At 67.2% G+C, this 22,886-nt stretch carries 12 protein-coding genes and 6 pseudogenes; 9 read left to right on the top strand and 9 right to left on the bottom strand.

Going from position 1 to position 22,886, the window contains the following annotated elements; translation table 11 throughout:
* Positions 1-9 precede the first annotated feature (9 nt).
* The 5 genes and pseudogenes from AB0O07_RS18040 to AB0O07_RS18060 all read left to right on the top strand — a co-directional run.
* Positions 10-282: pseudogene (locus AB0O07_RS18040) on the top strand (transposase); the annotation flags it as partial.
* 103 nt (positions 283-385) lie between these two features.
* Positions 386-778: a hypothetical protein gene (locus tag AB0O07_RS18045; RefSeq protein ID WP_365633912.1), complete on the top strand. Its 393-nt coding sequence runs from the start codon at positions 386-388 to the stop codon at positions 776-778.
* A gap of 332 nt (positions 779-1,110) precedes the next feature.
* Positions 1,111-1,485 (top strand): annotated as a pseudogene (locus AB0O07_RS18050) (SCO6880 family protein); the annotation flags it as partial.
* Positions 1,479-1,763, top strand: a pseudogene (locus AB0O07_RS18055) (DUF6238 family protein); the annotation flags it as partial. The pseudogenes AB0O07_RS18050 and AB0O07_RS18055, both read left to right, overlap by 7 nt.
* Before the next feature lie 31 nt (positions 1,764-1,794).
* A pseudogene (locus AB0O07_RS18060) lies at positions 1,795-2,136 on the top strand (ATP-binding protein); the annotation flags it as partial.
* A 117-nt stretch (positions 2,137-2,253) separates the two neighbouring features.
* Here the strand turns inward: AB0O07_RS18060 and AB0O07_RS18065 are convergent.
* From AB0O07_RS18065 to AB0O07_RS18080, 4 genes and pseudogenes are all read right to left on the bottom strand, one after another.
* Positions 2,254-2,682, bottom strand: coding sequence for a hypothetical protein (locus AB0O07_RS18065; RefSeq protein WP_365633915.1), 429 nt, complete (start codon positions 2,680-2,682; stop codon positions 2,254-2,256).
* Between the two features lie 123 nt (positions 2,683-2,805).
* The gene (locus tag AB0O07_RS18070) at positions 2,806-3,093 is read right to left on the bottom strand and encodes a hypothetical protein (RefSeq protein ID WP_365633918.1); all 288 of its coding nucleotides are present in this window, start codon (positions 3,091-3,093) and stop codon (positions 2,806-2,808) included.
* Positions 3,094-3,425: 332 nt separating this feature from the next.
* Positions 3,426-3,676: pseudogene (locus AB0O07_RS18075) on the bottom strand (hypothetical protein); the annotation flags it as partial.
* A complete protein-coding gene (locus AB0O07_RS18080; protein WP_365633921.1) occupies positions 3,673-4,935 on the bottom strand; it encodes a beta-ketoacyl-[acyl-carrier-protein] synthase family protein in 1,263 nt (420 codons plus the stop codon). The pseudogene AB0O07_RS18075 and the gene AB0O07_RS18080, both read right to left, overlap by 4 nt.
* A gap of 67 nt (positions 4,936-5,002) precedes the next feature.
* Between AB0O07_RS18080 and AB0O07_RS18085 the strand changes: the two genes are divergently transcribed.
* Positions 5,003-5,620: a TetR/AcrR family transcriptional regulator C-terminal domain-containing protein gene (locus AB0O07_RS18085; protein ID WP_365633924.1), complete on the top strand. Its 618-nt coding sequence runs from the start codon at positions 5,003-5,005 to the stop codon at positions 5,618-5,620.
* Positions 5,621-5,795: 175 nt separating this feature from the next.
* Here AB0O07_RS18085 and AB0O07_RS18090 read toward each other — a convergent pair whose 3' ends face one another.
* From AB0O07_RS18090 to AB0O07_RS18100, 3 genes are all read right to left on the bottom strand, one after another.
* Entirely contained in the window at positions 5,796-7,229 is a 1,434-nt protein-coding gene (locus AB0O07_RS18090) for a hypothetical protein (protein ID WP_365633927.1), read from the bottom strand.
* A gap of 878 nt (positions 7,230-8,107) precedes the next feature.
* Positions 8,108-8,431, bottom strand: coding sequence for a helix-turn-helix transcriptional regulator (locus tag AB0O07_RS18095; protein ID WP_365633930.1), 324 nt, complete (start codon positions 8,429-8,431; stop codon positions 8,108-8,110).
* Positions 8,428-9,456 (bottom strand): tyrosine-type recombinase/integrase, encoded by a 1,029-nt coding sequence (locus AB0O07_RS18100; RefSeq protein ID WP_365634282.1) that lies wholly within the window; start codon positions 9,454-9,456, stop codon positions 8,428-8,430. The genes AB0O07_RS18095 and AB0O07_RS18100 overlap by 4 nt, the downstream gene beginning before the upstream one ends.
* A gap of 232 nt (positions 9,457-9,688) precedes the next feature.
* Between AB0O07_RS18100 and AB0O07_RS18105 the strand changes: the two genes are divergently transcribed.
* Positions 9,689-11,665, top strand: a complete 1,977-nt coding sequence (locus tag AB0O07_RS18105; RefSeq protein WP_365633933.1) for a hypothetical protein — start codon at positions 9,689-9,691, stop codon at positions 11,663-11,665.
* A gap of 907 nt (positions 11,666-12,572) precedes the next feature.
* Here the strand turns inward: AB0O07_RS18105 and AB0O07_RS18110 are convergent.
* Positions 12,573-13,400, bottom strand: coding sequence for a glycoside hydrolase domain-containing protein (locus tag AB0O07_RS18110; protein ID WP_365633936.1), 828 nt, complete (start codon positions 13,398-13,400; stop codon positions 12,573-12,575).
* Positions 13,401-13,598: 198 nt separating this feature from the next.
* On the opposite strand from AB0O07_RS18110, the gene AB0O07_RS18115 reads away from it, so the two are divergent.
* Positions 13,599-13,826, top strand: a complete 228-nt coding sequence (locus AB0O07_RS18115; protein ID WP_365634328.1) for a hypothetical protein — start codon at positions 13,599-13,601, stop codon at positions 13,824-13,826.
* Positions 13,827-14,006: 180 nt separating this feature from the next.
* On the opposite strand, the pseudogene AB0O07_RS18120 reads toward AB0O07_RS18115, so the two are convergent.
* Positions 14,007-16,310 (bottom strand): annotated as a pseudogene (locus AB0O07_RS18120) (N-acetylmuramoyl-L-alanine amidase).
* Between the two features lie 435 nt (positions 16,311-16,745).
* On the opposite strand from AB0O07_RS18120, the gene AB0O07_RS18125 reads away from it, so the two are divergent.
* A complete protein-coding gene (locus tag AB0O07_RS18125) occupies positions 16,746-22,871 on the top strand; it encodes a DNRLRE domain-containing protein (RefSeq protein ID WP_365633939.1) in 6,126 nt (2,041 codons plus the stop codon).
* The last annotated feature ends 15 nt before the right edge of the window (positions 22,872-22,886 follow it).

Genomic DNA, 22,886 nt, shown 5'->3' on the forward strand with positions numbered 1-22,886 from the left:
ACTGAGGAATACAGCTCGAAGGCAATCCGCACCTGGCTGCGATGCCGGGGCATTGCCCACACCATTCCGGAACGGGCCGACCAGATCCGCAACCGGGCCCGCCGGGGCAGCCGGGGCGGACGCCCGCCCGCCTTCGACCGCGGGATCTACAAGCGCCGCAACGTGGTGGAACGGTGCTTCAACCGGCTGAAGCAATGGCGAGGCATCGCCACCCGCTACGAGAAGACCGCCGAGTCCTACCAAGCAGCCCTCGCCTTGGCATCGCTCCTGATGTGGGCGTGACATTTGAAGACAACTCCTAGACGAGCAGGAGGCGGTGGATACCGGCGTCCTGCACACGGTCGCCGCGTACCACTGAGCACGATCTCTCGCCCACGGTGACGCCATGCTGCCGGAGGCCGACTTCAACAGGGCAATGCATGTCTTCGGCCTCCTATATCTGGTCGATCACCGGCGCGTACCGCGCGAACTTTGGTCCCGGCTCACCGAGGAGACCGGCCATGACCTGTGGCAGGACCCTGTGGACCACGCCAGCGACCTGGTGCTGGACGCAGAGGAGCGTGGCGATCCGTCCGTACTCGACGAGGCGACAGCCCTGCTCCACAGCTCCCCCACGGGTCCCTACCGTGACACCACCCTCGGCCTCGCCCTCCGCCACCGAGCGGCGGTCGCCAACCGCCCGGGCACGGCGGCCTGTTCACGCTTCTCGTGCGCCTCGACCACGGTGACGAGATGTGCGGCCACGCCCGCGGCCGTAAAGTCACCGACTCGTTCCTGACGTGACTTCACTTGTACATGCCAGGAAGTTGGGCAAGCACACGAGAGGTCCTCCAGCCCTTCCGGGACGATGCGATCGACGCCGAGGGCACCGGACAGCACGCGTCCGCACAGCCACGCTCCGACAGCATCCTGGTAATGAAACCCACGACCGGCCCGCGCCCCCGAACGCGTCGTCGCCCACAGCAATCCGGCTGGTCCACTGTTCGGTTCACTTCTCCGCGCGAGCGCGGCGGGACGAACCGGTCCTCGCCGCCCCCTGTTTTTGCCGGCCATCCAGGAAGCATGGCACCCCGGTCTGACAATCGAGATGGCTTCTGCACCCAGGGTGACCAGCTCCTGTTCACCGCCGGGGTCCGGCGCACGCTGTCGCTGTCGTACGAGCCGAAGGGACTGGACGCGACCCTCCGCGACGTCCAGCGCAGGAGGGCCAGCGTGATCGCCGACGCCGCCGAGCGAGCCCGACGGGGGCGGGTCGACTCCGAGGCGGACTCGATCGAGTACCAGGACGTCAAATCCCGGGAGCGCCGGCTCATCGCGGGCCACGCGGATGTCGCCCTGACCGGCCTGCTGACCGTCTCGGCCGACTCCGAGGAGGAACTTCGCTCCGCCTGCGCGGTCGTGGAGACCGCGGCCGTCGGCGCCCAGTGCGACCTCCGGCCGCTCACCTGGCAGCAGGCCGAAGCGTTCACCGCCGCCACCATGCCGCCCGCACCGGCCGGCTCGTCCCGGTCGAGGGCGAGCACCTCCGCGCCGTACGCATCCGGATCTGGCAGGCCGCCGACCATGTCCACGCCGCGTACCACGCCGCACCCCGGCCGGACTCCGGCGAGGTGCCCGAACTCGAGGCGTGCCAGGCCGGTCTGCCCGAAGGGGCGCCGGAGCTGACCGTCTGCCAGCGCCACCAGCGCACCGCGCACCTGGTGCGCCGTCGCACCACCCCGGCCGACCTGCACGCGCCGTTCACCGGCCTCGTCCGCCGCTGAATTCGCCGCGGCCCTGTCCGGAGAGACGTTCATGGCTCGCACCCGCGCCAGCGCCACCCACCTGTTCATCCCCCGCAAGACATCACACGCCCAACAGCGCGCCGCCCATGCCAGTTTCGCCGAGGCCCGCCTCGCCGGAACCCCGCCGCGACGTCGCGCCGAGGAGACCTCCGACCCGGAACTGCGCCCGACCTACCCACCGTCCGGACGCCCCGGCTCCTCCTCGGCGCGGGGCGGCAAGCTCACCCTGTCCACCCACCGCATGACCACAGCCACCGTCAGCGGCGCCTACCCGTTCCTCACGGAGGGCGGCCTGGGTGCCGAAGGGATCTTCATCGGAAGGAACGTGCACGCCGAGGCGGCGTTCTGGTACGCCCTTTTCGGGCTCAGCGTGGTTCTGCCAGGGTCCCTGGAGCGGTCGAGGTCAACTGTCCTGCGTTCGCCAGGACTTCAGCCCCAATGCGTCGTGACGGCCCGAGACTCTTCGCGCCTACGCGGCGGTCGCCCAGCGCCAGGTTCCACCTCGGCAGGACAGGACGACACCGCCGTCCCGTATGTGCAGGACGTCGTCATCCTCGTCCCATGTCATGCGCAGGACCTCGTCGTGCGGGTCCCCGTGAAGAACCCTCTTCCACAGGGGATCGGAGGGTGCTCCCGGCGTGTGCAGCGCGATGGACCGTACGTCGTCGAGCGTCAAAGTCGCGGGTCCCAGAAGGCGGTACGGTTCTGTCTCCGACTCGGTGTACGTGGCGGCGAAGGCCAGTTCCACGCGCAGCGTCTCGCCGGTGGGCAGCACAGACAGGCGAAAGCCTTCGGATTCGACGTCGATCTCACCGATGCCGGGAACCCGCCACCCCGAGATCTCCCGCCCGGCCGGGCCGGTCTCGTCGTCGAGGACCGGTGTGCAGCCAAGCCACATGGGTACAGCCCTTTCTCTTCACAGTGCTCGGGGAGCGCGGGGTGGGAGAGGTCCTGCCCCTCCTGCCCCGCGCTCCCCAAGTCTCTTGTCAGATGTTGTCAGTTCTCGGTTCCGGGCCGAGCGTCACAGGGATCGCCAGGCGCCGTAGATATGCCGAAGACCGGGCCGGTAGGCCCACTTTCCGTACCTCTTGCCGCCCCGGTAGTACTGCACGTGCGGAAATCCCATGTGCTTGTTCTTGTAGCGGACCTGGCGCCACCTCGCACCCAGTCCCTTGCCCTTGGGCCGAGCACCCCACTTATTGTAGTGAGGCTTCTTTCCCCGGACATCGACGCGGTAGCCGCGCTTGGTGTTGATGCTGTTCTTGACCGGCCTCTTCGCGATGTAGCATGTGTCGGCCTTGATCGCCATGCTGCGGAGGAATCCACCGCCTGACACCGCGCTCACCACGCCGGCGATCTGGCGAGTCCGCTTGCCGGGGCACCACTTGGAGCAGACTGGTGAAGAGGCGGTGTTCCGACCCTGCACTATTCAGTCGTTGGGTCAGCAGGCGCCGCCACTCGAGTCACGCAGTGGCCTGGCTTCTGGGTGCTGGCCTCGCCGTAACATCTCCGGCAGCCCCGGGTGTGGCCCTATTCGGGGTACTGCGCCGGGATCCGCGTCTACCGGATCTGCCGATGGTCGGGCGACCATCGGCAGATCCGGTTGTGCAGTTCGCGGTATGTGGCCGGGCCGTCGAGAGTGATCGTTTGCGGCTCTCGGTTGGTGTTGCCGTTGGGGTCGATGAACTCCCGTCGGTTCAGACCGAGGGCGGTCAGGTGGCGGGTGACTGCACGGCGCGAGATCAGAATCCCGTCGACGGCGACCTCCTGGGCGATGCGAGTGGCCGACCACTCCCCATCTCTGCGGCGACATGCGCGATCGGAAGAGTCTTGCAACGCTCGATCAATCGGCGGCGACCCTCAACGGACAATGGTGCGTTCGTGTGGGTCATGGTGTGGTCGAGGCTGTTCGGGACGCGTGGTGCCATGCGCTGGTGACGATGAGTGAGACGTTCTGCCCACCGAAGCCGAAGGAGTTGCTGAGCACGGCCTCTTGGGGGACGTCTCGTCGCTCTGCGACGACATCGAGGTCGATGTCGGGACCGACGCCGGCCGTGGTGAGGTTGCGGGTAGGCGGGATGACACCGTGCTCCACGCTGAGGACGGCAATGAGCGCTTCGATTGCGCCGGCGGCGCCAAAGAGATGGCCGAGCGCCGCCTTGGGGGCTGTCACGGTGGCGCGGCCGAAGACCTCCCCGATCGCGTGTGCCTCGGCGACGTCACCGACCGGAGTTCCGGTGGCATGGGCGTTGATGTGGCTGATCTGCTCGGGAGCCAAGCCGGCTTGCGCGAGGGCTTTCCGCATGGCCGCGATCTGCCCGGAGCCGTCGGGAGCGGGCGCCGTGATGTGGTGAGCGTCGGCGGCGATGCCGGCGCCCGCGAGTGCTGCGTGGACGCGCGCGCCTCGGGCGCCGGCATGCTCGGCGCTTTCGAGCACCACGACAGCCGCGCCTTCACTGAGGACGAATCCGCTGCGGTCCGCGGCGAACGGCCGGGACGCTGAGGCGGGTCCGGCGGTGTATCGCGAGAGTGCTTGTGCCTGGGCGAAGCCGGCGACGGTGATCGGGGTGATCGCGGCCTCGGTCCCGCCCGCGATGACCACGTCCGCCTCGCCAGCACGGATGAGCCTGGCCCCCAGGGCGATCGCCTCGGCGCCGGAGGAGCACGCCGAGACGGGTGTGTAGACCCCGGCCCGCGCGCCGTATTCGATACTGATCAACGCTGCCGCTGCATTGGGCATGAGCATCGGGACCGTGCGTGGCGAGACGCGCCGGGGCCCGGCCGCCTCCAGTACGTCGTCTTCCTTCAGCAGCGTCCGCACGCCACCGATGCCCGTGCCGATCGCCGATGCGAGCCGGTCCGGGTCCACCTCCGGGGCGCCGGCGTCGGCCCAGGCTTCGGCCGCCGCAGCGAAGGCCGCCTGCTGCGAGCGGTCGAGCCGCCTGGCCTGCACCGGCAGCAGCAGCTCGGCGGGGTCGATCGCCATAGTGCCCGCGACGGTGTTGGGAAGGCCGGTGTCCTCGTGGCCTGGCAGGACGCCGTCGCGGATGCCGGACTCGCCGGCAAGCAGGGCGTCCCAGGTGGACTCCACGTCTCCACCGAGTGGCGTGATCGCGCCGAGTCCGGTCACGACGACTTCAGTCCGGTGCATGCCCCTGGACCTTTCTTGTATGCGATACAAACTAACGAAGCCTTGTTGTATCACATACAATTTGGGTGTGGAGAAGAAGCGGACCGAAGCTCGATCAACGTCGGCTCGGTCGCGGGACCGCGGTCGCGCGACGAGGCGCCGGCTGATTGAGGCAACTGCACGGCTCTGCAAGGAGCGGCCCGGCGCTGAGGTGAGCGTCGCGGAGATCGCGAACGCGGCAGGCGTCTTCCCCAATCAGGTCACCTACTACTTCGGCTCCAAGGACTCGCTGCTTGTGCACGCCGCCTTTCTCGGCTTGCTGCACGACGCCCGACGGATCGAGCGCATCGGTCGCCAAGCCCCCGATGCGGCGGCATTTCGGCGCAACATCGCCCGCGCCGTACTGGCCATGCCCTCGCTCCCATCGGTCGCGCGAGCACTCGCCGCAGGGATCTCCAAGCCCGAACTCGCCCCCGTGGTCGACCAGCACCTCCAGTTGCTGTTCCGGCAATCCGAGCGCTTCGTGAGCCAGCTCATCGACAGTCGCGGCTGGAGGACCCGTCGACCGCTCAGGGTGGAGGCCAGGACGTTCTGGAGCACCGCGCTCGGCGCAGTGCTGCTCGTCCGCGCCGGAGCACACGGCACTGTCGCCGACCTCGACCTCGCCGGAGCATTGACCATCCATGACGAACCCGAGCGTGGCTAGCTCAGTCGAACGGGCCTGCGGCGGGGACGTGCGCGGTCCCCGCATGACGGTGGCCTTGTCGCGGTCGGCGTGTCTGCCGTCGCCGAGGCAACTCCGCTGGTGCGGTTAGAGCAAGGCTTCAAGAACCTGCTTGCCAGCAACACCTATGTGCTTGTGAGGCACCTTTCAGTGATCTTCAAGATCTCTCCGGCGGACCGGCGTCGTCTTTCCTGCAGGCAGCGAGGTAGTCCGTCCAGCTGTCCTGGGCGAACCGAGCCCATCTGTGGGCGCTGGAAGCGCTGACGCCGAAGAGGTCACTGATCACGATCGGAGGAAGGTCGGCAACAGCTTCGAGCATGGCGGTATTGCGCGCGCTGATGACTTCCAGGCCATGTTGCCGCAGCTTGTTCACCATCCTCCGCGCCGTGATCGGACGGTGGGCGGGCACCCCCGGAAACAAGTAGGTGGGGCGACCGTCTTGCGGTGGCCGGAGCATGGAACGGACCGCCGGTCGTGCGATCTGTTCCTCGATGAGCAGTGCCAGCTTGGGCGGCAGGAGGACGGGGTTCCGTTCGATGGTGAGGTAGGCGTCGTCCCCAGTGCATTCGAACCGGTCAGTGGTCAGTTCGACCAGCCGGACGACGGGCAAGCCGTAGAGCCCGATCGGCCCACCCGCGATGCGGACGTCGAGGGGGAGTTGGTCGTCGTTCAGACAGCGTTTCAGTTGCTCGTTCAGCGCAGTTTCGGTGATGAACTGGGTTGGGAGACCGGTTCGCTCTGCCGTAAGGGCCATCGTGCTGGTAAGTCGTCGGGCACCGGCCCATCGGATGAAGGCTCCGATCGACCTTCGGCGTGTGGCATGAGTGGTGAGCCAGAGGTCCAGGTCCTCCTGGCCGGCTGCGGCCAGGTCGAGTTGCTTCTCATCGAGCCAGTTCAGGAAGTCGATCGCGGCACGGATGTCCCTGCGATCGCTGGTGGCGGCGTTGGTGGTGTACCGGCCGCGGGATGACCGGCGTCGTGCGTCGCGGATGATGTGCCACTCGGCGAAGGGACGGATGATCTTCATCTGATGCTGCGGAAGCCGTGCCAGGACATCGGCAGACCACAGTTCCAGACGGGCGAGGTTCTCGTTTCGCTCCGGCAGGACGCCGGTCGCCACCAGGAGCTTCCGGAAGTGATGGGTCGTGTTGTAGTCCTGGGACAGGGCGTCCAGAGACGCGTGGGTGATCTCCGCGTTCTGGGACACGAGCTCGGCGAGGATCTTCGGGCCGGAACTGGTCCGAAGCCAGGTCAGCACGGACCGTGGATGGTCGGCCGAGGCGAGCGCGTCCGCCAGCGGACGGAGTGCCGGCGGGACGGGGCCGTCCCCTTGCGCAAGGAGTTGGCGCACGCGGTCACCGACCGCGCATCGGGTGCAGAGTCCGGCGTCGTAGATGTCGCCGGGAAAACCGCAGCGGCTGCAGCTGTAGGTGATGTCCGTGCCGCAGCAGGGCCCGCAGAGATCGCCTCCGTCGTCAGCGCGGCCGATCAGGACATGGGTGGTCTGGCATCGAGAGCAAGGCGCGGGGTTCCGCCGGCGCCGATTGAAGCAGGTGTCGCAGACCGGGCCGATGGGCCAGTTGGCCCGCACGTCACGCTCACGGCCGCAGTCGGCGCACTGAGCGAGCGTGCGCGGCCGGCAGCGGTCACAGTGGAGGGCGCCTCCTCGCTCCCTCACGCGGTAGACACGCGCCTGCCGGTCGCAGACGCTGCACACCCCAAGCGGCCCCGTGTTGCAGTTCCGGCAGAGCTCGGGCTGCCCGTCAGCGGCACGGACTCTGATCCGCCGGAGGTTGCCGCAGCCTCCGCAGAGTCGGGGCGGGGGCGCATAGCAGCTGTTGCAGACCGGTCCGTCCTCAGTGTTGGCGTGGGCCGGTCGAAGTTTTCCGCACCGGATGCACTTCCGCTCCGGCCTGGGAGTGCAGGACTGGCACAGTGCCTTGCCGTCATCGTGCCGGCTTTTCGGTAGTTTGCGCTGCCCGCAGCCGGCGCACTCCTGCCAGGACAGGGAAGGATCCCTGCTGTAACAACGCCTGCAGATCGGCCCCTCCTCAAGTCGGCAGGCGATGAGGCCGTCCTGTCCGCAGCGGGCGCACTTCCGCAGCTCGATGCGGTAAACACACCACATGCAGCAGCGGCCCTGGGGAGTCGGGCGGGGAAGCTCCCGGTCGCTGCGGCCGCAGATGGCGCAGGACAACTGAGTGACCGTCTCCCCGAACCCGTCGGCCTTCAGCTGACGCAGGAGCCGGACCAGTACGGCCGGGCAGTGGGGCGACGGGGCGGTGAGCGCGTCGCCCCGTTCGGCGAAGTGCCGGGCCAGCTCGCGTGCGGGTATCGGACCCCATGCCTTCGCTCGCTCAAGGACCGACTGGGCCGCCTGCTCGGTCAGCCCCGGAATCCGTTGCCGGACGTGACCGACGATGCTGATCCTGGCCTCCGCGAGGTCCCGCCGATTTCTCTGCTTCTGGTTCACGGCTTCCCGGGACGGCGAACGACGGCTCGCCGCGGTGTGATCGGGGTCGGGTCGGCGTCGCCGACGGCCTTGCGGAGCTGGGTGTTGACGACCTCCGGCTTGATCAGGTCGTTCGGGGTGCACTGGAGGATGTCGCAGAGCGCAACGAGAGTGTCCATGCTCATCCGCTGGGGCGGCTGAGTCACCAACCGGTAGACCTGTTCGCGCGAGAGGGTGACGCCTCGCTCGGCCAACAGCGGCACCAGGTCAGAGGTCTGGAACATCTCCTTCTCGGCCATCAACTGCCGCAGCCGCCACTGGTAGCCCATCTTCTTGATCACGCCGTCACGTCCCAGTCGTCGCCCAGTCGATTCCTCATCGATGCTTCCAGCAGCTTGTTGCGGTACTCGTTCGAGACCCCCATGTAGATGGCCGTGGTGGAGGCGTGGGAATGTCCGACTTGTTCTTGAACGAATCGGGCAGGATATCCAAATTCGGTCAAATGTGTGATGTAGCTGTGGCGCAGGCAGTGCAGGTCGAGGTCCTCGTCGAGGCCGGCCGCCTCGCGGGCAGCGACGAACGCCTCGTTGATCGACCGGGGCGACAGGCGCCCGCACCGCTCCGTCACCCAGAGCGCGGGGTGACGCCCGGGTGAGAATTGCGGGCGTATCTCGGTCACCCACTGGTCCAGCACGTCGACGCACCAGTCCATCTCCGGAACGGTCAGTACCGTCCGCCGCTTGGGCGGCGAGCCCTTCTGGGACTTCCCGAAGCGGACCATCGCGCTGCCATAGCCGCGGAACTGCGGGGCCTTCCGGTTGCGCCGCAGGTCGACCAGGTCGAGTCGGGAGGACTCGGTGCGGCGCGTCCCGTAGGCGCAGATCGCCTTGAGCACGGCGGCGTCCCGCAGAGCGCACAGGGCACCCTTGCGGCCCTGGCCACGGATCTTGCCGGGCCGGGCATCGGCGGCGTCGAAGAGGGCCTGGATCTCGTCGTAGTCCAGCGGCCGGCGGCGCGGGTCGCCCTCGTACTCGACGGTGCGCAGAACCGAGTTGCCCTCGTGGAAGACCTGCTGCGGTACCTCCCCGAACCGCTCCGAGCAGGCATGCACCCAGCCGTACCGAGCGTCGAGGAGGTACTCCAGGAACAGGCCGATCGTCACCTCGTAGCTGCGAGCCGTCGACATCCGGATCGGCTTGCTGCCGCTTCGCAGGTGGGCGATGAACGCCTCGCCGTCCGCCGGCGTCCACTGCCAGGGGTACTGGCCGGTGAACTCTTCCAACCGCTCGATCAGACGCACCCGCGGGTCGATCGTCGAGGACTTCAGGAACCGGGCCGACTGCTGCCTCGCCCAGCCCTCCTTCATCGCGTCGAACACCGCTGGCGCCGGGTCGAGATGGATGACGTTGCGGGCCAGGACAAGGTGCGCTGAACCGGGTGCTTGCGCACTCACCCACCTGTTGTATCAAACGCAACATTGATGAATCCATATGCTAGTGTGCAGGTCAGAGCTTGATCAGCGAGACGGCCCTCTTTGGAGCCTGCCTCGCTGACCAGCCAAAACGCCTCTTCGGGCACCGTGCGGAGTGTTGCATCAGATGCAATTCATCCCGTTTGGGGAGGAGCCGTTGTGCGCGAGGTGCACCAACCCCGACCCGGACTTCTGGGGCCGCTGCCCGGTCTGCACCATCACTTGGCAGCTCAGCACCCGCCCCTGCCAGCGATGCGTCCTCGACCAGCAAGTACGTGACCTCCTCGGCGACACCACCGGGGCCATCCGCCCCGAACTCGCCCCGTTCCAGGAGGCGTTGACCAGCGCCGAGCGTCCCGATGTCGCCTTCGCCTGGGTCTCCCGTTCCAAGGCCCGTGACCTCCTAGAACGCATAGGCCGCGACGAACGGCCCGTCACTCACGAGGTCCTCGACGAACTGCCCCCGGGCAAGGTCCTGGCCCATCTGCGCAGTGTCCTGGTCGCGACCGGTGCCCTGCCGCCCCGCGACGAACGGCTGGTCGCCCTGGAGAAATGGATCAGCACAACCGTTCAGGCCCGCACCGACCTCGCCGAGCGCCGGATCCTGCACGGCTACGCGGTCTGGCACCACATGCGCCGGCTCCGGCGCCGCCTCGGTGATGACCACACCACCCGGCTCCAGGATCTGAACGTGCGCTGCCACGTCACCGCGGCCAACAACTTCCTCGACTGGCTCGGCGGCGAAGCGCTCACCCTGGGGACCTGCACCCAGACGGACCTGGAACGCTGGATGGCCGACTCCTCGGTCAGCTACCGCGACGAGACCGGCCACTTCGTCCGCTGGTCGGTACAGCACCGGCATGCCCGCGACCTGACCTACGGCACCGTCAGCTGGACCGGCCCGCTCAGCACCATCGACAGCGAGAAACGCTGGGCCGACGCCCGCCGCCTCCTCAACGACGACACGCTGCCAACCCCGGACCGTGTCGCGGAACTGCTGCTGATCCTCTACGCACAGAAGATTGCCACCATCAGCCAACTCACCGTCGATGACGTTCACTTCGACGGCGACACCGTCTCCATCACGTTCGGCACCGTGCCGGTCGTCCTCCCCGCTCCGTTGGCCACCCTGGTCCGCGAACTCGTCGCGACCCGCCGCGGCAAGGCCAAGATCGGCACCCCGGAAGACGCCTCCTGGCTTTTCCCCGGAGGCCAGCCGGGACCCCCTCGGCGACGACCGGATCGGCCAGCGCCTCCACAAGATCGGGATCCGGCCCAGGCAGGACCGCTCCACCGCACTGTTCACCCTCGCCACCGAAGTCCCCGCCGCGATCCTCGCCCGGATGCTCGGGGTCCACATCAAAGTCGCCGTCCAGTGGCAACAGGCATCAGGCGGGGACTGGGCCGCCTACGCCGCCGACGTCAGCCAACGTGTCTCGGAGAAGCAATGAGACTGCCCATCAGCATTCATCACGCACGCCTCGGAGCAACGGAGTTCAAGGTCATCCGCCCTGCCCGGCCCCTGCCCCACGCGGTGCTCATCGATCACGACCGGCACCTGGACGCCTACCTTGACGCGGACGCCGCGCGCCAGATCGGCGGCCTATGGGTACTCGCCGCCACGTCACCACGCGCGCTGATTCACCTGCCGATGCGCGGTAACCAGCCCCCCTCCCGCGAACTGCCGGAGGACGCGACACGCCGACTTGATCTCGTGCTGGTACATCACTCGCTGCAGTTCGCGCCGGCACGCTGGAAGGAGATCCGCAGCCGTCTCGGCCCAGGCCGTCCGCGAACCGCGACGCTGCCCGACTCAGGACCCGAAAGCGATGCCGTGGTCGACTACGAGGCACGGCACTACCAGGAGAACCGGGACCTGTTTCACCAGCACCTCCACGCCGAGACCCTGTTCATGACCGGCAGCGCCAAGGTGTTCAGGGAGACGGCCCGGCACTTCCTCGACGTCGCTCGCAAGGGGCCCGGCTACGTCCCCATCCACCCGAACTACCCGTACTTCTGCACAGAGCTCCACTCCAACGACGGCATCCTCGGCGACGACGCGCGAGAGATCCACATCGAGTACTGCGGCGAATGGAACTCATGATCCAGCAGGCACAGCGGGAGGCATTCGGGCAGTTCCAATACCCGACTCCACCGTTAGGACGCGCGAAGGATGGCTTTGGACAGGCGCGTTGGCATGGTTGGCCGGAGGCTGTACGCATGGCAGACAGCACGGAGCAGGGTAGGCGATCCGCCCGGCGGTCCGGCGGATTCGCGGGCCGCCGGGTCATGGTGACGGGCGGTTCCAGGGGGCTGGGAGGCTCGGGGCACTGACCGACCCCGTCTTCGGCCTCCCCCTCACCCCACACCCGACTCAAGGCCAACAGCGCGCCCCCGAAGCAACCAGCGTGCGAGTACGACTACAGGGCCCGAACAACACCGGGATCCTCGAAATGTTCTTCTACCGCTTCGACCATCAGCTCGAACAGATGCACCCCCGTCGGCGCCGCAGCCTCATCTGCCACGAACCCCATGCCGGGCCGGCCACCGTCCGTACCTCTCCCCGTCCACCGGTCTGCACGCGTCCCGCACGCTCGTCCACCGCTCGCCCGCCAGCGGGAGCGAGCAGCCGCGTTCCCGCCGAGGGGGAGCCGCCAGAAAAGGCAGGAAGGAAGAGGAAAGGCCAGGTCAGATGGGGTCTGACCTGGCCTTCGGCTGAGCCCCCTGTCGGATTCGAACCGACGACCTACGCATTACAAGACCGTCAGCGTTCATGTCGCGTGGTGCCGGGCCATGCTGTCGAGTGATGTTCTTGCTGGTCAGAAAAGGTCCACCGGGTTGCAACGTGCCGCCTCGTACCGAACCGGCCAAAGGCATCCGGCCACCAAGGCGGACTCGCGGGTGACAGAGAGCCAGATCACGGCGGTTGTCGGCCCTCTACAGACCTTCATGCGGACGTTCCGACCTCAAGCGGCTTGACCAACGATCAGGTTCGCCGAGTTGCGCCGCTCTCAGCCGATAATCGCGACCGGGGCGTCCCACGCATTGCGGTCGACGGTGATGGTGTAACCACCGCGAGTCTCTTTGCTGTTGACCATGTACTGGTGGCCGCGGCTGTGGTTGGTGAACTGTGCGGGGTCCCACGGCCAGTCGGCGGTCGTGGTGTTGTTCTTGTCCCACAGGGCGTACCACAGGTTGCCCGGCAGGTCGGTTTTATTCGTGGCGGTGGCGATCGCCTTGGCGCTGGAGCTGCTGAAGCCGTAGAAACCGGCGCGGTAGTTCTTGGCGCGCAGTGTCTTGGTGAAGGAGCGGACGTAGGTCAGTACCGCGTCATTGCACGCCTTGTTGGCAATGTCATACGGCTCCATGTCCAGGTAGACCGGGCTGCCGGCCTTCATGCCGAGCGCCGCTGCTTTGGTGATCGCGTCGTTGGCATTGCTCGCACCGAGGGATGCCGCGGTGGCGGAAGTGAACTTTTCCGGGTTTTTACTCGTCTGGCAGGGCGGCTGGGCGCCCACGTAGAGCGGGATGAGCTTCCAGCCGGAGGCGTTGACCGACTTCACCCAGGAGGCCGTCAGGTTCGGCTGCGCGCAACCGCGGTTCTTTCCCCCGATGTAGACCGCGACGGCACCGTACAGCCCTCCGCGCCAGGCTTTCATGGCTGCCAGTGAAGGCGCCGTGCAGGCGTCGAACGCCCGCCCGGTGTACGTTTTCTGCGCGGGCAGCGTGGCGGCAGCCATCGACGTCTGCGCCGCAATTCCGGCACCCCCGACGACGGCGACACCCGCCACCGCCCAGGCAATGTAGCGGCCCTTTTTGGACAGCCGGTGTTGGGACATTCCCACCCCATTCTGATTTCAAAGAGCCCTGAGCGCTGTTGACACACCAGCAGGGCACGGGTGCGGCATCGAGGTATAAATGCACCACTCATCTCCGCACAGGGCAGCACGGTAACACCACTCCGTGCATGCACCGCACCGCATTCTATTATCTCTTCCAGCATGGGCTGACACCCGCAAGGTGATTGACAATGGTGCATGCCGATCGCTTCGAAGTCGCTCTGCCTGTGCGAGGCGGGCGATGCTGCGGCCTGCGCAGATCCCGCTACCGGGCCTCGCAGATCCCGCTACCGGGGCCTCGCCAAGACAGCTCTGCAGCACCAGCTCACCGGTGCCGCGACCGACCTCATCCGCGTAGACGCCCACCCCACCGACACGCCCCGGGCCCGCACCCGCCACTTCGCGGCACTTCGCCCCGCCAAGTAACAACTCGACGGGGCGAAATAATCTGGGCCCGAATTGACCAACAGCGTCATCCCATGTCCGGGCCTCCTACTCATGCCTGATCCATGCCGGTGATGGTCTCCGGCGCTCTCCCTTTGTGGCCGAGCGAGATCTGCGTCTGTTTCCTCGCTCAAACGTTGTCTCTGTCTGGTGCTGGGTCGGCTACTTGAGGTAGACGAGTCCGTCCGTGGTGATGGCCGGGCGGCCGGTGGTGCCGACCACGACGATCTTGACGGTGTGTTTGGCGCTCGCGGACCAGGTCTTGGTCCAGATCGCGTCGCGGTACTTGGTGGTGGTGGACTTCAAGTCGACCGTCGCGACCTTGACTCCGTCCACGTATACGTATGCCTGCCCGGACCTGGCCGCACGGGAGACGACCCAGGCCGCGGACTTCCCGGTGAACGTCCAGGTCAGGCTCGCCTACTTGGAGGAGCTGGAGTAGGACTTGCCGCCGAGGTAGCTGCTGGAGGACTTCGCCGTCCATGTCCCGCTCCGGACCGCCGACGTCTCCTCAAGGATGACCGGTGTCACTGTTGCGGAGGCGGTGGCCGAGTTCCCGGCCCGGTCGTACGCACTCATGCTCCAAGCGGTCACCGCACCGGATTTGGCGGTGTGCCCGGCACTGTAGGTGGTGGGGCCGTACGTCTTGGCCACCGGCGCCGTGAGCCGTACCTCCTTCAGAGCGGCGGTGTCCGTCACCTTCCAGCTCAATGTCACGGGCACCGCGGTGGTGTTGACGGTTCGCGTCTTCAAGGCGAGAGCCGGCTTTGCGGTGAAGGTGGGGGCGGTCGTCTCCGCCACGACGGTCGCTGTCGCCGTGGTGCTGGTCCTGCCGGACTGGTGGACCGCCCGTACGGCGACCTTGTGGCTCCCGATGGCAAGGTTCGCCTTGGCGGAGGTGGCACTGCCCGCGGCGGTGGCGGCGACCTTGGCGTCGACGAGCAGCTCGTACTGCTTGACCAGCGCGGCGGGCGTGGTGGCGGACCAGCTCACGGTGATCGCGGACTTGGTGTAGTGGGTCGTCCCGGAGACCCCCGCGCCGGTGACGGACTTCAGTGTCAGCCCAGTGACGGGTCCGCCGGCCCAGGAGCGGATCGTGGAGAGCTGGTTGTAGAAGGCGTCGCCCGGGCACTGCGTGTTGTAGCCGTCCCGGTGACCATGGATCGTGGGGAACGACAACTGAGCGCCCTTGGCCCAGGTCTTGCCCGTGTAACTACGGCCACTGTCACCGGCCGTGAGGGTGGTGGTGCCGGTGGGGTCGACACCGTACTGTCCGAGCTTCCACGCGGCGACACGCGCCACCGAGACCATCGCGGCCTGCGGCGGAGCGGTGTCGGTGTACGTACCGAGAACGGAAATACCGGTCGTCTCGGCATTGAAACCGTAGGCGTGCGCACCCATCACCGGGCGGTCCACTCCGCCCTTGCGGCCTTCATAGACCGTGCCGCACTTGTCGACGGGGAAGTTGTAGCCGATGTCCTTCCAGCCCAGTTGCTGAACGTGATACGCGTAAATACCCCGGACGACAGCGGGTCCCTGCTCGCAGGTGTACGTGTTGGACTCGGCGGTGTGGTGCACGACGACGGCCTTGATTTTGCCATCAGGAAGGTAACCAGGCTCCTCGGTGCTGATCGACTTGTCCGCTCCTCAGCCCGCGCGGGAGACGATCGGCGGCTTCGGCGCGGTCGAGCGCGGCGCGGGAGGAACCGTTACCGTCGCCGAAGGACTGACCGACGCCGAGGCCGAAGGCGACGGTGTGCCACTGCCCGTCGGAGAAGCGGACGGTGACTCGTCAGCCGGTGGCGGTGGCGGCGTGGTCGGTGATTCGCTCACCGTCTCTTCGGGGGAAGACGTGGGCTGTGACGGGTCACTGGGCCCCGACACCGTCTCGGTGGGTGCTTCGGTGGGCGTGGGCAGTTCGCTCTCCTCGACGGAGAAAGCGGCGGGCTCCATGCCGCTGACCTTGCCAGTCCCGGGGTCCACCATGTCCAGGCGCAGACCGGCGGGCAACGACGCGAAGGTCTCCGTACGAGAGCGCATCCGCACCTCAACCCCATTGGACGGCCCGACCCAGGCCGGTTCCGTACCGCCGCGTGCGGCTCCGGATTCACCCTGGCCGCTGTCGCCGTCCAGCCGGAGCCACGGTGACCACTCCCCTGAGCCGCTTGCGCGGGTACGAGCCTCGACAGTTCCGGTCACATGAGCGCCGGGGTCGGTCCAGGTCACCCCCAGCATGCTGAACGGGCTGGTGTCCCGCTGCGCGAGCGACGCACCGCGCCCGCCGTCGTCCGGCGTCAACTCCGCTGTCTTCGCCAGCACCTTCACCGGGTCGGGCTTGCCGCCGACGGCTGCGGCGTTCTCGTCGCTGCCGGTCACCCCTTGCAGTACCAGCACTCCGGCCAGGCCCGCCACGGCTGTCGCCGCCGCGGGCCATATCCGACGCCGCGTCACGCAGACCCACCCCATTTTCAGTTTCACGCCGACAACAGCCCGAAAGGAGACGCTCGACGCGTCTCCTGTGAATACCCCCAGCGGGAACGTACACAGCCAACAGCCCAATCCTTCACGTGGATCGACTGCAAGTAGACATGCTTCAAGCAAAGTCGGGTAGACACACAGGTTTACCGGGCAAACGTGATCAATATCACGCGCGCGTTACAGAAAGTAATGCACCGACTGCACCCTGTGTGGAAGTTCGTGGTCTTTTGGTGCTCGCTACGTTCACGTAAGCGCCACAGATGTGTCGCTTGCATGGACTGAAGAGACAGAGGATTCATGAAACTTCATAGACCTGCGCCCTACAAACGGGGGCGGTCGTGGTCCGGGGAGAGCCTGCGCTACATAGCTGGCGGTCTCGCCCTGACTCTGGCTATAACTCTGCTCGACGCCACCAGCATCGCCATGGCCGACGCACCCCAGGCACCCACCGCGACGAACAAGCAGGCACCGACCCAGGCTGCCGACATCCCGTCCGCCCGCGTGGCGGCGAGACTGTCCGGCAAGCGCGTCGAAGCCCTCTCGGAGCGCACCGAGACCTCCACGACCTGGGTCAACAAAAACGGCTCCCTCACCACCGAACTGGCTGCGGGCCCTGTCCGTTTCGAAGACCCAGCCAGTGGCACCTGGCGCGACGTCGACCTCGACCTTGTCAGCACGGACGGCACTGTCGAGCCCAAAGCGCACCCCCGCGGTCTGAAACTGGCGGCCAGATCCGGCGGTGGCCCTGCGGCCTCCCTCAAGGCCGCTCAGGCATCCGGAGCCGTCGACCTGGTCACGCTCGGCACGGGCGACGAGCAGATCACCCTGCAGTGGAAGGGCAGTCTGCCCGAGCCGAAGCTGGACAAGGCACGCGCCGAGTACGTCAATGCCGTGCCCGGCGCGGACGTGGTCGTCGAAGCCACCCGAACCGGCTTCGAGCAGTACGTGGAGATCAAGCAACGCCCCCTGGAGAAACGTTACTCCTACACACTGCCGCTCAAGGCTAAGGGGCTGAAGGCCAAACAACAGCCGGACGGCAGCGTCCTGTTCACGGACAAGAAGAACAAGACCAAGGCCGTCATGCCGGCCCCGGTCATGTGGGACGCCAACGTCGACCCGGTCTCCGGCGAACACACCCGACGCGTGAAGGTGGCGATGAAGGCCGAGCAGAAGGGCTCGACCATCAACCTGGTGGTCACCCCGGACGCCGACTTCCTCGCCGACCCGAAGACCAAGTACCCCGTGACGGTCGACCCCTCGACCTCCACCCTGGGCAACGTCTTCGACACCTACGTCCAGCAGGGCGAGACCGTCGACTGGTCCAGCGATGTCGAACTCGACCTCGGCAACCCCGGCACCATCAACGGCGACGGCACACCACGCATAGCGCAGTCCTACATCTCGTGGAACACCTCGCCCGTCCAGGACGCGCTCGTCCTCGACGCCAAGCTGAGCCTGTGGAACTTCCACTCCGGCAACAATGTCGACTGCAAGGCCTATCCGTGGGAGGTCTGGTCCTCAGGCGCCGCCTCCACATCCAGCCGGTGGACCAACCGGCCCACCATGACGGCGAAGAAGGCCACCTCCACCGAAACACGCGGCAACACCGCTTGCACCAGCCAGCCGGACGGCTGGATCAACGCCAATGTGACAGCCCTCGTACAGGAATGGGCCTCGGCCAAGGCCACCCGCGGCCACATGGGTCTGCGTGCCTCGGACGACAGCATCGTCGCGCAGTGGAAACGGGTCAACTCCGCCAACGCGGCGTCCAACCCGCCGAAACTGGTCGTGAACTACAACTACCGCCCGCGCACCGGCACCAAGCAGGAAGCCGGCCCGCCGTACTTCTCCTACAGCGGCGCCTACACCGTCAACACACTGACCCCGACACTGCGCGACACCTTCGTCGACGCCAACGGCGACAAGGTCAACGGCACCTTCCAGATCTTCGACAACGCCACCAACGCCCAGGTCGGCGATGTCATCGTCTCGCCGTTCGTGCCGTCTGGACAGGTCGCCTCCGTGACTGTCCCCGCCGGGGTACTGGCCAACGGCAAGACCTACCGCTTCCGTACCTCCCCGTACGACGGTGCGCACTACAACGTGGGCTGGTCAGCGGAGAAGACCTTCACGGTCGACACCACGGCCCCCTCCGCACCGACGGCGATCACCTCGACGGACTACCCGTCGACCGCCTGGGTCAAGGGCGCTGGCCAGGCCGGCACCTTCACCGTCACCCCACCGGCCACCGACCACCAGTGGCTGGAGTGGTCGCTGGACGGAGTGACCTGGGCCAAGGTCGCAACCGGCGGCGCCGCCGGAGCCAAGGCCATCTCCGTCACCCCGCCGAAGAACGGCACCCACACCATCCAGGTACGGACGGTCGACAAGGCAGACAACAAGTCCGAGGCCATCGAGTACACCTTCCACGCGGGCCCTGGTGGCTTCATCCAGCCCTCCGAGAGTGAGCGCACCGCACGCCGCCTGCCGCTGGTCGCGGAGGCCGACGGCAGCAAGTACAACAACGTGTTCTTCTCCTGGCGCCGCTCGGAGGCCGATCCGTGGGTTCAGATCCCCGTCGCCGATGTCACTTCCGGCGGCGTTGCGCTCACCGGCTGGCCGGTGGCGATGACCGGTGGCAAGAACACCCCCCTCGTGTGGAACACCACAGCCACCGTCGACCCGGACGGCACCATCCAGATCAAGGCCGATTTCAGCGGCCCGAACTCGGCTTCGGGCAGTACTGCCCCACTGACCGTCGTCGTCGACCGCAACGCGAGCGGTGCGGCAACCGAGGATGTGGGTCCGGGTTCGGTGAACCTGCTGACGGGTGACTACACCCTTTCGGCCACCGACGTCTCCGCCCTGGGTCTGTCGCTGTCCCGTACCGCTTCCTCGCGCGACCCGCAGAAGGCCGCCGGGCAGGAGGGCCAGGCGGCGATCTTCGGTAAAGAGTGGGTGTCGGGCACCGTCGCCGAGGTCACCGAATCCGATTACAGCCACATTCAGAGGATCTCCGACAACGCGGTCGACGTGGTAACGGCTGAGGGCGACGCGATCCACTTCACCGCCAACGCGGCGAAGACCGGCTGGGTCCCGGAGCCGGGTTCGGAAGACCTGACTCTCACAGGCAGCGTCACCGGTTCCTTCACCCTCTCCGACACCGAGGGTACGGTCACGGAGTTCACCAAGCCCGACCCGGCTGTTGCCACCTGGCAAGTCTTCAGCACCCTGCTGGACGGCCTTGCGAACTCCACCACCACGGTGGTCTCCGAGACCGTCACCGTCGACAGCAAGAAGCTTGCCCGGCCCAAGCGGGTCATCGCGCCGACCTCTGCCGCCAGTGCCGCCACCTGCACGGCGACACCGGCAACCAAGGGCTGCCGGGCGCTGGAGTTCGTCTACGCGACCTCCACCACCGCCTCCGGCTCCACCTTCGGCGACTTCACCGGCCAGGTGAAGGAGATCCGGATGTGGTCCACCGAGCCGGGTGCCGCTTCATCGACCCCGAAGTCGGTGCAGCTGTACCAGTACGACGACAGCGGCCGACTGCGTCGCGCCTGGCACCCGCAGATCACACCGTCCCTGTTCACCGACTACGCGTACGACGCGACGGGCCGTGTCACCGGCCAGACCTCGGCCGGAGAGCTGCCCTGGACGTTCACCTACGGCAAGGCCGGTAACGCCGCCACCGCCGGGGACGGCATGCTGCTGAAGGCATCCCGCTCCAGCCTGAAGCAGGGCACGGCCGATGTGCAGGAAGGCACCGCGTCCACGTCGGTTGTCTACGACGTGCCGCTGACCGGCACCAATGCCCCGTACAAGATGGGTGCGGCGGATGTGAGGGTATGGGGCCAGACGGACGCACCGACCGACGCGACCGCGGTCTTCCCCGCGGATGCCGTGCCGTCCGCGCATTCCGGTGACACACTGGCTGCGTCCTCCTACACTCGCGCCGACGTCACGTACATGGGTGTCTCCGGGCGCTCGGTCAATGCGGGGGCTCCGGGCGGTTACATCACCACCACTGAGTACGACCGCTTCGGCAACACGGTTCGTGAGCTGTCGGCCGCCAACCGGGCCGTCGCCCTCGGTACCAGTGCCGCCGACCGGGCCGTCCAGGCCGACCTGGGTATCGCGCGGTTGTCGAGTGCCGAGCGGGCGAACCTGCTGTCCACCACCTCGGTCTACAGCGAGACCGGCACTCGGGAGCTGGAGAAGTCCGGCCCGCTTCGCCGGATCGATCTGACCGCCGACCTGAAGTCGGGCACCACCACCCTGGCCGCTGCCGGTACTTCGGTGACCGCGCGCAGCTGGGTCGTCAACGAGTACGACGCGGGTCGGCCCACGGACGGCACCGCCAAGATCAAGGACCAGGTCACCCGGAGTACCGCCGGTGCCGAGGTCCGTGAGCACCCCGGGATCCAGGGTGAGGCCCGCACATCCCAGATCTTCTTCGACTGGGCCAAGGGCCTGCCCGTCAGGACCGTCCAGGACCCCGGTGGTCTGGCCATCACCACGACGACGGAGTACGACGCCGACGGTCGGGTGACCAAGCAGCTCCTGCCCGGCGCGACCGGCTCGGATGCCGCGACCCGGGTGACCGTCTATTGGTCCGCCACAGGCACCGGCACTTGCCAGGGCCGCCCGGAGTGGGCTGACCTCGTGTGCTCGACCGGTCCGGCTGGCGCCGTCACCGGTGGTGGCTCCAACCCTGCTCAGATGCCGACGACCACCACCGAGTACAACTGGTGGGGCCACCCGGCCAAGGTACTCGACACAGCGAACGGCAGCACCCGTACCACCACCGTCCAGTACGACGCGGCCGGCCGGCCCACCACGACCGCCGTCACCGGCGGCGTCGGCCAGTCGGTCCCTGTGTCGACCACGGAATATGACCAGGCCACGGGCCAGCCTCTCAGGGTGACCTCCCCGACCGGCGGCACCGTCAGCAAGGCGTACGACAAACTCGGCCGCCAGATCTCGTACACGGACGCCGACGGTGGTGTCACCACAACCGAGTACGACCTGCTCGACCGCCCGGTCAAAACCACCGACAACTCGCCCTCGACCGTCACTTACACATACGACCACACGGTCGAGCCGCGCGGCATGGCGACCAGGACCACCGACTCCGTCGCAGGCGTCTTCCAGGCCGACTACGACGCCGATGGTTCCGTCAGCTCCCAGAAGCTGCCCGGCGGCTACACCCTTCAGCAGACGGTGGACACCACCGGCGTGCCGACCGGGCGCACGTACATCCGTGACAGCGATGGGGTCAGTGTCATGACCGACACGGTTACCCGCTCGGTTCTCGGGCAGGTGACCACCCACGCCGGTTGGTCCGACCAGTCCTACACGTACGACCGGGCGGGGCGCCTTGCCGTGGCCGAGGACACCGCCGACACAGTCTGCGCCAAGCGCACATACGCCTTCGACGCGCGCAGCAACCGCAAGTCCCTGACCACTGCCGCCAGCACCCCCGGCGGGGACTGCCCAACCACCGGAGGCACCACCACCAGCCACACCTACGACAGCGCCGACCGCATCGTCGACACCGGCTACACCTACGACGCGTTCGGCCGCACCACCGCGGCCCCGGGCAACGGCACGATCGACTACTACGCCAACGACCTCGCCTACCAGCAGACCGCGAACGGCAAGCGCCAGACGTGGCAGCTCGACGCGGACCTGCGATTCCGGTCGTGGAAGACCGAGACCGGCAGCGGCTCCACCTGGACCCAGACCGGATCCAAGGTCAACCATTACGACGGCGACGGCGACAGCCCTCGCTGGATAACCGAGGACACCGCCACCGGCGCGCTGACGCGCAATGTCAGCGGGCTCGACGGCCGCCTCGCCGCTACCACCGCCAAGACCGGCGGAACGATCCTCCAGCTCACCAACATCCGTGGTGACGTCAGCCTCCTCCTCCCTCTGGACACCAGCGTCGCACCCACGGCTCTGGATGCCGACGAGTACGGCAACCCCAGGGAAGCTCAGGTGGAAGCCCGCTACGACTGGCTGGGAGGCCACCAGCGATCCGGTGAGACGGTTACGGGCCTCACTCTAATGGGCGTCCGCCTGTACGATTCCACCAAGGGACGCTTCCTGTCCGTCGACCCCGTCCGTGGTGGCAGCTGCAACAGTTATGACTACGTGTGCGCGGATCCCGTCAATATGCTCGACCTCGACGGACGCATGACCGCCCTGGCCCTCGTCGGTGCCGCAGGACTTGGAGTGAGTGCCGGCACAGTGCTGGCCATCATCGGCGTCGCCGCTGTGGTGGCCATCATCGGCCTCATCTGGTGGTACGGGAAGAGCTGGGCCATACGCAAGGTCAAGACCCTGTGGAGGGAAGCCAGGAAATCCGGCAAGGCCAAGGGAAACGACGTTCCAAACTTCGCCAAAGGGCAACGCAGGCACTCCGGCGAATCCTTGGACAAGGCGACGGACCGGGTCATGAAGGGCGGCGGCTACCGGCCGCCGTACAAAAAGGGTCCCGGCTCCATCTACAACAAGGTCCGGAAGTACCTTTCGCGCAACTAGGAAGTTCAAGAAGGG

The organism is Streptomyces sp. NPDC093085, assembly GCF_040683935.1.
Lineage (GTDB): Bacteria > Actinomycetota > Actinomycetes > Streptomycetales > Streptomycetaceae > Streptomyces.

Excerpts from the sequence above, each read along its gene's own strand:
- AB0O07_RS18045 (WP_365633912.1), top strand. The coding sequence starts at position 386 with ATGCTGCCGGAGGCCGACTTCAACAGGGCAATGCATGTCTTCGGCCTC.
- AB0O07_RS18065 (WP_365633915.1), bottom strand. The coding sequence starts at position 2,682 with ATGTGGCTTGGCTGCACACCGGTCCTCGACGACGAGACCGGCCCGGCC.
- AB0O07_RS18070 (WP_365633918.1), bottom strand. The coding sequence starts at position 3,093 with ATGGCGATCAAGGCCGACACATGCTACATCGCGAAGAGGCCGGTCAAG.
- AB0O07_RS18080 (WP_365633921.1), bottom strand. The coding sequence starts at position 4,935 with ATGCACCGGACTGAAGTCGTCGTGACCGGACTCGGCGCGATCACGCCA.
- AB0O07_RS18100 (WP_365634282.1), bottom strand. The coding sequence starts at position 9,456 with ATGAAGGAGGGCTGGGCGAGGCAGCAGTCGGCCCGGTTCCTGAAGTCC.
- AB0O07_RS18105 (WP_365633933.1), top strand. The coding sequence starts at position 9,689 with ATGCAATTCATCCCGTTTGGGGAGGAGCCGTTGTGCGCGAGGTGCACC.
- AB0O07_RS18110 (WP_365633936.1), bottom strand. The coding sequence starts at position 13,400 with ATGTCCCAACACCGGCTGTCCAAAAAGGGCCGCTACATTGCCTGGGCG.
- AB0O07_RS18115 (WP_365634328.1), top strand. The coding sequence starts at position 13,599 with ATGCCGATCGCTTCGAAGTCGCTCTGCCTGTGCGAGGCGGGCGATGCT.
- AB0O07_RS18125 (WP_365633939.1), top strand. The coding sequence starts at position 16,746 with ATGGCCGACGCACCCCAGGCACCCACCGCGACGAACAAGCAGGCACCG.